The sequence below is a fragment of the Massilia scottii genome, from assembly GCF_030846495.1.
Classification (GTDB): Bacteria; Pseudomonadota; Gammaproteobacteria; order Burkholderiales; family Burkholderiaceae_D; genus Telluria_A; species Telluria_A violaceinigra.
Genome location: NZ_JAVCWM010000009.1, coordinates 128146 through 140104, shown reverse-complemented (window position 1 = coordinate 140104; position 11959 = coordinate 128146). Strand labels below are relative to the sequence as shown.

Here is an 11959-nt window from a genome sequence, read left to right as displayed (position 1 = left end):
CCTGCGCGGGCAAGTGAGCGTTTACTTACGCGGCCAGCGCCTGCGGCGATACGCCGGCCGACTGCATCGCGCCGGCGCGCGCGTAGATTGCGGCGGGCACCGGCGAACTCACTTTGAGCACCAGGCGGCGCCGGTCGGCAGTCGCCAGGCGCTCATTCATCTGGTCGAAAATTTCCAGCGGCCCCAGTTCCTGCGCCTTGAGCTGAACGCCCAGCGCATCGACCGATGGATACTCCGCCAGCTTGGCGAGGACGTCATCCACATTCATGCCCGCGTGGATAACGATCAGCTGCGGCTCCAGGCGCGCCCAGGTTTCAACCGTCAGCTTGAGCTTGCGCTTGGTGTTATCGAGCAGCGCGACCTGCACGGCTTCGGTCCAGGCGACGTGGTTCATTTCCAGCGCATGTTCGAGCTGCTGTCCGTGCAAGGTGTCGGCGGCGCCCTGGGCGGCCGCGTGCGATTTGATCTGGGGCAGGGTCGGGGCGGCGGCCAGCTGATGGTCCATGCGCGCCGCATGCACTTTTTCAAACAGCACGATCAGGTTGTTCACGTCGAGGGCGCGCCCTTCCGGCGTCGAGGCAAACGCTGCGACCGCCGAACGCCATGACGCCTTATTATTGGGTTCGACCGTCAGCGTCGGAAGGCGCAGCGCGCGCGCGCCAGGAGCGCCGCTCAGCACTCCCACGGTGCCGCTGGATGACAATTTGATGAATTCGACGAACGGGCGCATGCCGCGCTGCAGGCCCACCAGGCCGACGATCTTGTTGTCCGGGTGCTGGCCGATGATGTACACGCGCTGGTCTTCGTCGGACGCGAAGGTGCCGAGCAGTTTCATGCGGTGGTTGGTCATCCCCGACCACAGTTTTTTCATCTCGGCGTAGGCATCGGCGTCTTCCTCGCCGATATATTCACGTCCCAGCGGTTGCACGCGCAGGCGTACGCGCGCGGTTTGCTCGACCAGGTAGGGTGCGTACAGCTTGAAATCGCCCGCCAGCCTGCTGAATTGATTGCGCTGATGGTAATAGAAGCCGGCTGCCACGGCGCCGGCCACGATCGCAATCACGGCAAGGATCATCAGAAAAGTCGACATGCTCATTCGCTAACAAAATAGGGGGGCTTAGGGTAACACCAATCATCCCCCAAAAACCGCCCGCAGCCCAGCGTTGAAGCACGTTATTGCGCAATTACAACATTCACCTTGGCCTCGCGCAGCACCCGGGCCAGTGCCTCGGGCGGTTTTGCGTCGGTGAACAGCACGTCGATCTGCGAGGCGTGCGCCATGCGCATCAGCGCCTGGCGCCCGAACTTGTCGTGATCGGCCACCAGCCACACCGCGCGCGACTGCTCGATGATCGCCTGCGCCACCTTGACTTCGCGCGGGTCGAAGTCGCGCAGGGTGCCATCGGGCTCGATGCTCGAAATGCCGATAATGCCGATATCGACCTTGAACTGGCGGATGAAATCGATGGTGGTTTCGCCCACGATGCCGCGGTCGCGACCGCGCACCACGCCGCCGGCCAGGATCACTTCGCACCCGGGGCTGTCGCACAGGATGGTCGCCACATTGAGGTTGTTGGTCACCACATGCAGTCCCTGGTGGTGCACCAGCGCGCGCGCCACTTCTTCGGTGGTGGTGCCGATATTGATCAACAGCGAACAGTGCGACGGCACCTGCGCCGCCACCGCGCTGGCGATGCGGCGCTTGGCGTCCACGTTGAGCACCTGGCGGTCGCTGTAGTCGATGTTCTGGACCGAGGAGGGCAGGCCCACGCCGCCGTGGTAGCGCGCCAGCAGGCCGGCTTCTTCCATCAGCTTGACGTCGCGCCGCACGGTTTGCGGCGTCACTTCAAGCTGCTGCGCGAGTGCCTCCAGCGACACCGTTACCTGCTGGCGCACTGCGTCGAGAATGCGCCGCTGGCGTGGGTTGAGCGTCATCGTGGGGCTCCTGTAAAAGCGCCAAATTTATCACAAACGAAATAAAACGAAAACAAACAGATAAATTTTTGTTTCATTTTTTTCGTTTTTGTCTTATTGTTCATCTTTGTAGTGTACCCAGATTCCCCTTTTGAAGCGAGAGCGGCATGGACAAGGCGGGCAGTATCGCGTGTGATTTATTAGTGGTCGGCGGCGGCGTGAATGGCGCCGGCATCGCGCGTGACGCGGCGGGGCGCGGCATGTCCGTGGTCCTGTGCGAAAAGGACGATCTGGCCTCGCACACCTCGTCGGCGGCCACCAAGCTGATTCACGGCGGCTTGCGTTATCTGGAGCAGTACGAATTCGGCCTGGTGCGCAAGGCGCTGATCGAGCGTGAAGTGCTGCTGCGCGCCGCTCCGCACATCATGTGGCCGATGCGCTTCGTCACCCCGGTCGACAAGGGCCAGCGCCCGGCCTGGATGATCCGCGCCGGCCTGTTTTTGTACGATCACCTGGCGCGGCGCGAGCTGCTGCCGGGCTCCGAAGGCATCGACCTGCGCCGCCATGCGGCCGGCGCGCCGCTCAAATCGACCTTTACGCGCGGCTTTGTGTATTCCGATGGCTGGGTCGACGATGCGCGCCTGGTCGTGCTGAACGCGATCGACGCCGCCGCCAAGGGTGCGTGCGTGTTCACCCGCACCGCCTGCGAGTCGGCACGGCGCGAGGGCGAGCGCTGGGAAGCGCGCCTGCGCCGCGCCGACGGACAAGCCATCGACGTGAGCGCGCGCTGCATCGTCAACGCCGCGGGGCCATGGGCGTCGCGCTTCCTGCAGGGGACCAACCCGGGTCCGGCCGATAAGTCCGTGCGCCTGATCAAGGGCAGCCATATCGTGGTGCGGCGCCTGTTCGAACATCCCTACGCTTACATCTTCCAGCATCCGGACGGGCGCGTGGTGTTCGCCATTCCGTACGAGCAGGACTTCACCCTGATCGGCACCACCGACCTCGAATACCACGGCGACGCCGACAAGGTAGCGATCGACCAGGCCGAAATCGATTACCTGTGCGCGCTGGCGAGCCGCTACTTCACCAAGCCGATCACGCCGGCCGACGTGGTGTGGAGCTATTCCGGCGTGCGTCCTTTGCTCGACGACGAGTCCAGCGACGCGTCCGACGTCACGCGCGACTACACCTTCGAGCTTGACACCCAGGGTGCGCCGATGCTGTCCATTTTCGGCGGCAAGATCACCACCTTCCGCAAACTGGCCGAGCAAGCCGTCGACCTGGTCGCGCCGGTGCTGGGGAACACGCACGGCGCCTGGACGGTCAATGCCTGCCTGCCCGGGGGCGACGTGCACGGCCCGCTGCCGGACAACCGCAGCGTGCTCGAATTCGACGGTTTTGTCGCGAACCTGCAGAAGCAGTACGCGTGGCTGCCCGCCGCGCTGGTGGCACGCTACGCGCGCGCTTACGGCACCCGCATCCACCTGATCATCGAGCAGCGCACCAGCATCGCCGCCATGGGCGCCGAGATCGTCCCCGGTCTGTACGAAGCGGAAGCGGCTTACTGGATCGATCATGAATGGGCCACCACGGCAACCGACATGCTGTGGCGCCGCTCCAAACTGGGCTTGCATCTGCCAGCCGATGCAGGCATCGCAGTCGATGCCTGGATCACCGAATTTCGCAAGTAAAAAAAGCAAATCCCGCCACAGGGATGCAGTAGTAAGACAGGAAAAAACAGGAGACATGATGCAGCTGGCATTGGAAAACGTGAGCACGAAGTACGGGGCGCAGGATCACCTGTACCCGATGTCGCTCGAACTGGTACCCGGTACCATCAACGTCCTGCTGGGTACCACGCAGGCCGGCAAGACGTCGCTGATGCGGGTCATGGCGGGTCTCGACCGGCCCACGCACGGCAAGGTGATCGCCGGCGGCAAGGATGTGACAGGCCTGCCGGTACGCCAGCGCGACCTGGCGATGGTATACCAGCAGTTCATCAATTATCCATCGTTCACGGTGTTCGACAACATCGCTTCGCCGCTGCGCATCAAGCGCGTGCCCGAGGGCGAGATTCGCACCCGGGTGGAACGCATGGCCGAACGCCTGCATATTTCGGCGCACCTGAACAAACTGCCGGCGCAGCTGTCCGGCGGCCAGCAGCAGCGCACCGCGCTGGCACGCGCGCTGATCAAGGAATCGGCCCTGCTGCTGCTCGACGAGCCGCTGGTGAACCTCGACTACAAGCTGCGCGAAGAACTGCGCAAGGAGCTGGCCGCCCTGTTCGCGGAAGGGAAGACCACCGTCGTCTACGCCACCACCGAGCCGCTCGAAGCCTTGCAGCTGGGCGGCCACACGGTGCTGCTGCACGAAGGGCGCCTGCTGCAGCACGGACCGACGCTCGACGTCTTCAACGCGCCCAATTCGGTACAGAGTGCGCGCACCTTCAGCGACCCGCCGATCAACCTGATCCCGGCCACCGTCGGCGCCGATGGCATGGCCAGCGTGGCGCCCGATCTGGCGATTCCCCTGAACGACGCGCAGCGCCGCCAGGCCGCCCAGCATGGCGAGGTGGTGCTGGGCCTGCGTGCCCACAGCTTGCGCCTGGCGCCCCTGCATGCCGACGATTTTCCGCTCGCCGCCCAGGTCGAACTGGCCGAAATCAGCGGGTCCGAAACCTATGTCCACTTGCAGCGCGGTCCGATCGGGCTGGTGGCGCAGCTGACCGGCGTGCATAACCTCGACCTCGGCGTGCCGTGCACCGTGTACCTGCGTCCGGACGAATTGTTCATGTTCGCACCCGGCGGCGCCTTGCTGTTCGCGCCGCCGCAGACTCAAGACGGAGTGTAAGCATGGCCCGCATCGAACTACCCGACCTGGCGCATGCCTACAAACCGAACCCGCAGCGGCCCGAGGACTACGCCCTGCGCCCGATGAACCTGACCTGGGACGACGGCGGCGCCTATGCGCTGCTCGGCCCTTCCGGCTGCGGCAAGACCACGCTGCTGAACATCATCTCGGGCCTGGTGCGCCCCTCGCACGGACGCGTGATTTTCGACGGCAAGGATGTTACCGACCTGCCGCCGGAAGCGCGCAACATCGCGCAGGTGTTCCAGTTCCCGGTCATCTACGACACCATGACGGTGTTCGACAACCTCGCTTTCCCGCTGCGCAACCGTGGCTGGAAAGAAGCCGAGGTACGCAAGCGGGTCGAACATATCGCCGCCATGCTGGAACTCTCAAGCGACTTGAAACACCGTGCCAGCGGCCTGGCGGTCGACGCCAAGCAAAAGATATCGCTGGGCCGGGGCCTGGTGCGGCCGGACGTGGCGGCGGTGCTGTTCGACGAACCGCTGACCGTGATCGACCCGCACCTCAAGTGGCTGCTGCGCCGCAAGCTCAAGGAAATCCATCACGAACTCAAACTCTCGCTGATCTACGTCACCCACGACCAGGTCGAAGCGCTGACCTTCGCCGACAAGGTGGTCGTGATGACCCAGGGCGAAGTGGTGCAGACCGGCAGCGCGCAGGAGCTGTTCGAGGAACCGGCGCACACCTTCGTGGGCTACTTCATCGGCAACCCCGGCATGAACCTGCTGGCCTGCCCGGTGCGCGACGGCCGCGCTTACCCTGGCGCGGACGGTATCGCGCTGCCGCCGGCGGCGCAAGCCGCGCTGGCAGGCAGCACCGGCATCACCATCGGCATCCGTCCGGAGTTCGTCGAGTGCGCCCCCGCGCAGGGCGTCGACACCGTGGCCGCCACGGTGGCGAGCGTGCGCAATATGGGCACGCACTTCATGGCCGAATTTACGGTAGGTGCGCATACCGTCACCGCCAAGCTGCGCAGCGCTCCGGCGCGCGCCGGCCAGGCGGTGTGGCTGCGCTTTCCGCCCGAGCGCACTCTTTACTACGTCAACGACAAGCGGGTGGCCTGACATGAAAACCTATAACAACCGCGCCTGGCTGCTGATTCTTCCGGTGATCATCTGCGTGGCCTTTTCGGCCGTGCTGCCGCTGATGACGATCGTGAACTACTCGGTCCAGGATATTCTCAGCCCCACCAACAGCGTTTTTGTGGGCACCGAATGGTTCAAGATGATCATGCGCGACAGCGAACTGCATGGCGCGCTGGTGCGCCAGCTGGGCTTTTCGATGGCCGTGCTGCTGATCCAGCTCCCGCTCGGCATCCTGATCGCGCTGACCATGCCGGCCAGCGGCTGGCGCGCCTCGCTGGCGCTGGTGCTGATCGCGCTGCCGCTGCTCATTCCCTGGAACGTGGTCGGTACCATCTGGCAGATTTTCGGCCGTGACGACATCGGCCTGATGGGCAATACCATCAACCGCATGGGCATCAGCTACAACTACACCGGCAGCGTGGTCGACGCCTGGGTCACCGTGCTGGTGATGGATGTGTGGCACTGGACGCCGCTGGTGGTGCTGCTGGCGTACGCCGGCCTGCGCTCGATTCCCGACGCCTACTACCAGGCGGCGCGCATCGACGGCGCCTCGCGCTTTGCGGTGTTCCGCTACATCGAGCTGCCGAAGATGCGCAATGTGCTGATGATCGGCGTGCTGCTGCGCTTCATGGACAGCTTCATGATCTACACCGAACCGTTCGTGCTGACCGGCGGCGGGCCTGGCAACGCCACCACCTTCCTGTCGCAGTACCTGACGCAGAAAGCCGTGGGCCAGTTCGACCTTGGCCCGGCTGCTGCCTTTTCGCTGATCTATTTCCTCATCATCCTGCTGTTCTGCTTCGTGCTGTATAGCTGGATGCAACGTCTCGGTACGGGAGAGTCCAAATGAAGCGCCTGTCCTCACCGCTGCTGGTGTTCTATCTGGTACTGGCGATGCTGCCGATCTACTGGATGTTGAACATGTCGTTCAAGACCAACGAAGAAATCACCGGCGCGCTCACGCTCTTCCCGCGCGAGTTCACGCTGGCGAACTACCGCACCATCTTCACCGATCCGTCGTGGTACAGCGGCTACATCAACTCGATGATCTACGTGATGATGAACATGGTGATGTCGGTGGCGGTGGCGCTGCCTGCCGCGTATGCGTTTTCGCGCTACTCCTTCATCGGCGACAAGCACCTGTTTTTCTGGCTGCTGACCAACCGCATGACGCCGCCGGCGGTGTTTTTGCTGCCGTTCTTCCAGCTTTATTCGACGGTCGGCCTGATGGACACCCACCTGGCCGTGGCGCTGGTGCACATGCTGTTCAACGTGCCGCTGGCGGTGTGGATCCTGGAAGGCTTCATGTCCGGCATCCCCAAGGAAATCGACGAGACGGCGTACATCGACGGCTACAGCTTTCCGCGCTTCTTCTTCAAGATCTTCCTGCCGCTGATCAAATCGGGTGTGGGCGTGACCGCCTTCTTCTGCTTCATGTTCAGCTGGGTCGAACTGCTGCTGGCGCGGACATTGACCTCGGTCGACGCCAAGCCGATCACCGCGATCATGACGCGCACGGTGTCGGCCGGCGGCATGGACTGGGGCGTGCTGGCCGCGGCGGGCGTGCTGACCATCGTGCCGGGCGCGCTGGTCATCTGGTTCGTGCGCAATCATATTGCCAAGGGCTTTGCGATGGGGAGGGTGTGACATGGAAGACCTGTTTGCCTGGATGGCGTGGACCGCGCCAGTGGCCATTTTCTTTAGCTGTATCGGCCTGATGCTGGCCGGGATGACGATCTGGCAGATCCGTTCGCCGTCGATCGAGCGGCGCGGCTTTTTGCCGATGTCCACCACGCGCGGCGACCGCCTGTTTATTGGCCTGCTCACCGCGGCATATGTTAACCTCGCGTGGGCGGGCCTGAGCGAGCTGCATCAGGGGATCGGTGCGGCGATCGGATTTGTGGTGCTGTTGATTGTGATGCGCTGGGGTTGAACCGGGCACCGGCGCATGGTGGGGTACTTTCTTAACGATGTACATAAAAAAGGGCGGAGACATGAAATTGAAAATGACATTGATGGCGGCTGCATTGCTGGCTACGGCGAGCGCCTGGGCCGAGACCAAGGATGCCGAAAAATGGATTGGCCAGGAATTCCAGCCGTCCACGCTGTCGAAACAGCAGCAGCTCGATGAAATGAAGTGGTTCATCGACGCCGCCGCCAAACTCAAGGCCAAGGGCATCAAGGAAATCAGCGTGGTCTCCGAAACCATCGATACCCACGTCTACGAATCGAAGGTGCTGGCCAAGGCCTTCGAGGAAATCACCGGCATCAAGGTCAAGCACGACATCATCCAGGAAGGCGACGTGGTCGAGAAGCTGCAAACGTCCATGCAGTCCGGTAAGAGCATCTACGACGGCTGGGTGTCGGATTCGGACCTGATCGGCACGCACTACCGCTACGGCGCGATCATCCCGCTGTCGGACTACATGGCCGGCGAGGGCAAGGCCTTCACCAATCCGGGCCTGGACCTGAAGGACTTCATCGGCGCCAGCTTCACCACCGCGCCGGACGGCAAGCTGTATCAGCTGCCCGACCAGCAGTTCGCCAACCTGTACTGGTTCCGCGCCGACTGGTTCGCGCGCAAGGACCTCAAGGACAAGTTCAAGGCCAAGTACGGCTATGAGCTGGGCGTGCCGCAGAACTGGTCGGCGTATGAAGACATCGCCGAGTTCTTCACCAACGATGTGAAGAACATCGACGGCAAGAAGGTGTTCGGCCACATGGATTACGGCAAGAAGGACCCATCGCTCGGCTGGCGTTTCACCGATGCCTGGCTGTCGATGGCCGGTGCCGCCGACAAGGGCATTCCGAACGGCCTGCCGGTCGACGAGTGGGGCATCCGCGTCGCTGCCGACAAGTGCACGCCGGTGGGCGCGGCGGTTGCGCGCGGCGGGGCGACCAATTCGCCGGCGTCGGTGTTCGCGCTGACCAAATACGTCGACTGGATGAAGAAGTACGCGCCGCCGCAGGCGGGCGGCATGACGTTCTCGGAATCCGGTCCGGTGCCGGCGCAGGGTGAAGTGGCGCAGCAGATTTTCTGGTACACGGCGTTCACCGCGTCGATGATGAAACCGGGCCTGCCGGTGGTACAGGCCGATGGCAAGCCGAAATGGCGCATGGCGCCGTCGCCGCACGGCCCGTACTGGAAAGAGGGCATGCAGAACGGCTACCAGGACGTCGGCGCGTGGACCTTCTTCAAGTCGACCCCGCCGGACCGGCGCGCGGCGGCCTGGCTGTATGCGCAGTTCGTCACGTCCAAGACGGTGTCGCTCAAGAAGTCGATCACGGGCCTGACCTTTATTCGCGAGTCGGATATCAAGCACGATTACTTTACCAAGAACGCGGATAAATACGGCGGCTTGATCGAGTTTTACCGCAGCCCGGCGCGGGTGGCGTGGAGCCCGACCGGCAACAACGTGGCGGACTATCCGAAGATGGCGCAGCTGTGGTGGAAGAACGTGGCCACGGCGGTGAGCGGCGAGAAGACCCCGCAGGCCGCGATGGATAACCTGGCCGAGGAAATGGATGCGGTGATGGCGCGCCTGCAGCGCGCAGGCATGCAGAACTGCCCGCCGAAGCTCAATCCGAAGGTCGATCCGGCCACGTATTTGACCGACAAGGCCGCGCCGTGGAAGAAGCTGGCCAACGAGAAGCCGAAGGGGGAGACGATTGCGTATGACGTCTTGCTCAAGGCGTGGAAGGAAGGGCGGGCGCGCTAAGCCTCCACCGCGTCGTCCCCGCGCAGGCGGGGATGACGCAGGTATCTCATGTTTTACCTATCTCATCACCGCGACCCAGCATGACCAAATTCATTCTCGCCATCGACCAGGGCACCACCAGTTCGCGCGCGATTCTGTTCGACCGCGCCGGTCACATTCACGGCGCGGCGCAGCAGGAATTCCGCCAGTTCTTCCCCCAGCCCGGCTGGGTCGAACACGACGCCAACGAAATCTGGCAGTCGCAGCGCGCCGTCATCGACGAGGTCCTGCGCAGCAACGGCGTGGCGGCCGCCGACATCGCCGCCATCGGCATCGCCAACCAGCGCGAAACGACCGTGCTGTGGGACCGCGCCACCGGCGAACCGGTCGCCCCCGCCATCGTCTGGCAGGACCGCCGCAGCACGCCCTGCTGCGAAGCGCTGCGCGCCGACGGCCACGAAGACCTGTTCCAGCAAAAAACCGGGCTGGTTCTCGACGCCTATTTTTCAGGCCCCAAACTCAAATGGCTGCTCGACAACGTCCCCGGGGCGCGCGCCCGCGCCGAGCGCGGCGAGCTGGCCTTCGGCACCGTCGACAGCTGGCTCATCTTCAAAATGAGCGGCAAGCACCTGACCGACCCAAGCAATGCCGCGCGCACCCTGATGTTCAACATCCACAGCGCGCGCTGGGACGATGAGCTGCTGGCCCTGCTCGACATTCCCGCCGCACTGCTGCCGGAGGTAGTCGCCAGCAGCGGCGTAGCCGCCCATACCGACGCCCACCTGTTCGGCGTGGCCGTGCCGATTGCCGGCATCGCCGGCGACCAGCAAGCCGCCACCTTCGGCCAGGCTTGCCACAGCCCCGGCATGGCCAAGAATACCTACGGCACCGGCTGCTTCATGCTGATGCACACCGGCCCAACGGCCACGATTTCGCAGAACAAGCTGATCAGCACGATCGGCTGGACCCTGCCAAAAGGCACCGATTACCTGCTCGAAGGCAGCGTCTTCATGGCCGGCGCCGCCATCCAGTGGCTGCGCGACGGCCTCGGCATCATCAAGAGCGCGGCCGAGGTCGAAGAGCTCGCGCTCGCCGTGCCGGACAATGGCGGCGTGCTGTTCGTGCCCGCCTTTGCCGGCCTGGGCGCACCGCACTGGGACGCCTACGCGCGCGGCACCATGGTCGGCATGACGCGCGGCACCAACAAATCCCACATCGCGCGTGCCACGCTCGAGAGCATTGCCCTGCAAAGCGCGGACGTGCTCGACGCCATGCAGGCCGATGCCGCCATGCCGCTGACCCAGCTGCGGGTCGATGGCGGCTGCGCCCGCAACAACCTGTTGATGCAGTTCCAGGCCGATATTCTCGGCGTGCCGGTCGTGCGGCCGGTGGTGACCGAGACCACGGCCCTGGGCGCGGCATTCCTGGCCGGGCTGGCGGTGGGTTTCTGGGCCTCGCAGGAGGAAATCGCGGCCCAGTGGCAGATGGAACGGCGCTTCGAGCCCGCCATGGCGACGGATGAGCGGGTGCAGCGGATGGGCGAATGGCGCCGCGCGGTGGAGCGCTCGCGCGCCTGGAGCCAATAGGAAACGCGTCGCGTGCCGCCGCCGTGGGTCGCTTGTATAATGCACGCAGACAAACGGCGGCCCTACTATGACAAACAGCACACATTTCGGTTACAAGACGGTCTCCGAGGACGACAAGGTCCACGAAGTGGCCAAGGTGTTCCATTCGGTCGCATCCAAGTACGATGTGATGAACGACCTGATGTCGGGCGGCCTGCACCGGCTGTGGAAGACCTTCACCATCGCCAACGCGGGCGTGCGCCCCGGCTTCAAGGTGCTCGACATCGCCGGCGGCACGGGCGACCTGGCCAAGGCTTTCGCCAAGCAGGCCGGCAAGACCGGCGAAGTCTGGCTCACCGACATCAACGAATCGATGCTGCGAGTCGGCCGCGACCGCTTGCTCAACAAGGGCCTGATCACGCCGACCCTGCTGTGCGACGCCGAAAAACTGCCGTTCCCCGACAATTATTTCGACCGGGTCAGCGTGGCCTTCGGCCTGCGCAACATGACCCACAAGGACCAGGCGCTGGCGGAAATGCGGCGCGTCCTGAAACCCGGCGGCAAGCTGCTGGTGCTCGAATTCTCCAAGGTTGCCACGCCCCTGCAAAAGCCCTACGACGTGTATTCGTTCTCGGTGCTGCCGTGGCTGGGCCAGAAAATCGCCGGCGACGCCGAGAGCTACCGCTACCTGGCCGAGTCGATCCGCATGCATCCGGACCAGGAAACCCTCAAGACGATGATGGAAACGGCCGGACTGGAGCGGGTCCAGTATTTCAATTTGACGGCCGGCGTGGCGGCATTGCACACCGGTATCAAGTTCTAG

11 protein-coding genes are annotated in these 11959 nt (G+C 63.9%); 9 read left to right on the top strand and 2 right to left on the bottom strand.

Going from position 1 to position 11959, the window contains the following annotated elements; all coding sequences use genetic code 11:
- Positions 1-25 precede the first annotated feature (25 nt).
- Together RBA41_RS14820 and RBA41_RS14815 are read right to left on the bottom strand one after the other, a co-directional pair.
- On the bottom strand, positions 26-1090 hold the full coding sequence (locus tag RBA41_RS14820) for a hypothetical protein (RefSeq protein ID WP_306624819.1): 1065 nt from the start codon (positions 1088-1090) through the stop codon (positions 26-28).
- An 83-nt stretch (positions 1091-1173) separates the two neighbouring features.
- Positions 1174-1935, bottom strand: a complete 762-nt coding sequence (locus RBA41_RS14815) for a DeoR/GlpR family DNA-binding transcription regulator (RefSeq protein WP_099873929.1) — start codon at positions 1933-1935, stop codon at positions 1174-1176.
- 146 nt (positions 1936-2081) lie between these two features.
- Between RBA41_RS14815 and glpD the strand changes: the two genes are divergently transcribed.
- From glpD to ubiE, 9 genes are all read left to right on the top strand, one after another.
- Positions 2082-3608 carry a glycerol-3-phosphate dehydrogenase gene (glpD, locus tag RBA41_RS14810; RefSeq protein WP_306624818.1) on the top strand — a complete coding sequence of 509 codons (1527 nt, stop codon included), beginning with the start codon at positions 2082-2084 and terminating at the stop codon, positions 3606-3608.
- 58 nt (positions 3609-3666) lie between these two features.
- The gene (locus tag RBA41_RS14805; RefSeq protein WP_306624816.1) at positions 3667-4767 is read left to right on the top strand and encodes an ABC transporter ATP-binding protein; all 1101 of its coding nucleotides are present in this window, start codon (positions 3667-3669) and stop codon (positions 4765-4767) included.
- Between the two features lie 2 nt (positions 4768-4769).
- The gene (locus RBA41_RS14800; RefSeq protein WP_306624814.1) at positions 4770-5852 is read left to right on the top strand and encodes an ABC transporter ATP-binding protein; all 1083 of its coding nucleotides are present in this window, start codon (positions 4770-4772) and stop codon (positions 5850-5852) included.
- A gap of 1 nt (position 5853) precedes the next feature.
- The gene (locus RBA41_RS14795; protein WP_099873932.1) at positions 5854-6723 is read left to right on the top strand and encodes a carbohydrate ABC transporter permease; all 870 of its coding nucleotides are present in this window, start codon (positions 5854-5856) and stop codon (positions 6721-6723) included.
- Positions 6720-7520 (top strand): carbohydrate ABC transporter permease, encoded by an 801-nt coding sequence (locus tag RBA41_RS14790; protein ID WP_306624812.1) that lies wholly within the window; start codon positions 6720-6722, stop codon positions 7518-7520. The genes RBA41_RS14795 and RBA41_RS14790 overlap by 4 nt, the downstream gene beginning before the upstream one ends.
- A 10-nt stretch (positions 7521-7530) precedes the next feature.
- Positions 7531-7806, top strand: a complete 276-nt coding sequence (locus RBA41_RS14785) for a DUF2160 domain-containing protein (RefSeq protein WP_167093162.1) — start codon at positions 7531-7533, stop codon at positions 7804-7806.
- A gap of 61 nt (positions 7807-7867) precedes the next feature.
- Entirely contained in the window at positions 7868-9592 is a 1725-nt protein-coding gene (locus tag RBA41_RS14780) for an ABC transporter substrate-binding protein (protein ID WP_306624810.1), read from the top strand.
- Between the two features lie 80 nt (positions 9593-9672).
- Entirely contained in the window at positions 9673-11157 is a 1485-nt protein-coding gene (gene glpK / locus RBA41_RS14775; RefSeq protein WP_306624808.1) for a glycerol kinase GlpK, read from the top strand.
- A gap of 67 nt (positions 11158-11224) precedes the next feature.
- Entirely contained in the window at positions 11225-11959 is a 735-nt protein-coding gene (gene ubiE, locus RBA41_RS14770; protein WP_099873935.1) for a bifunctional demethylmenaquinone methyltransferase/2-methoxy-6-polyprenyl-1,4-benzoquinol methylase UbiE, read from the top strand.

Bases quoted from the DNA above. Each gene is read 5' to 3' on its own strand.
- RBA41_RS14820 (WP_306624819.1), bottom strand. From the start codon at position 1,090: ATGTCGACTTTTCTGATGATCCTTGCCGTGATTGCGATCGTGGCCGGC.
- RBA41_RS14815 (WP_099873929.1), bottom strand. From the start codon at position 1,935: ATGACGCTCAACCCACGCCAGCGGCGCATTCTCGACGCAGTGCGCCAG.
- glpD (WP_306624818.1), top strand. From the start codon at position 2,082: ATGGACAAGGCGGGCAGTATCGCGTGTGATTTATTAGTGGTCGGCGGC.
- RBA41_RS14805 (WP_306624816.1), top strand. From the start codon at position 3,667: ATGCAGCTGGCATTGGAAAACGTGAGCACGAAGTACGGGGCGCAGGAT.
- RBA41_RS14800 (WP_306624814.1), top strand. From the start codon at position 4,770: ATGGCCCGCATCGAACTACCCGACCTGGCGCATGCCTACAAACCGAAC.
- RBA41_RS14795 (WP_099873932.1), top strand. From the start codon at position 5,854: ATGAAAACCTATAACAACCGCGCCTGGCTGCTGATTCTTCCGGTGATC.
- RBA41_RS14790 (WP_306624812.1), top strand. From the start codon at position 6,720: ATGAAGCGCCTGTCCTCACCGCTGCTGGTGTTCTATCTGGTACTGGCG.
- RBA41_RS14780 (WP_306624810.1), top strand. From the start codon at position 7,868: ATGAAATTGAAAATGACATTGATGGCGGCTGCATTGCTGGCTACGGCG.
- glpK (WP_306624808.1), top strand. From the start codon at position 9,673: ATGACCAAATTCATTCTCGCCATCGACCAGGGCACCACCAGTTCGCGC.
- ubiE (WP_099873935.1), top strand. From the start codon at position 11,225: ATGACAAACAGCACACATTTCGGTTACAAGACGGTCTCCGAGGACGAC.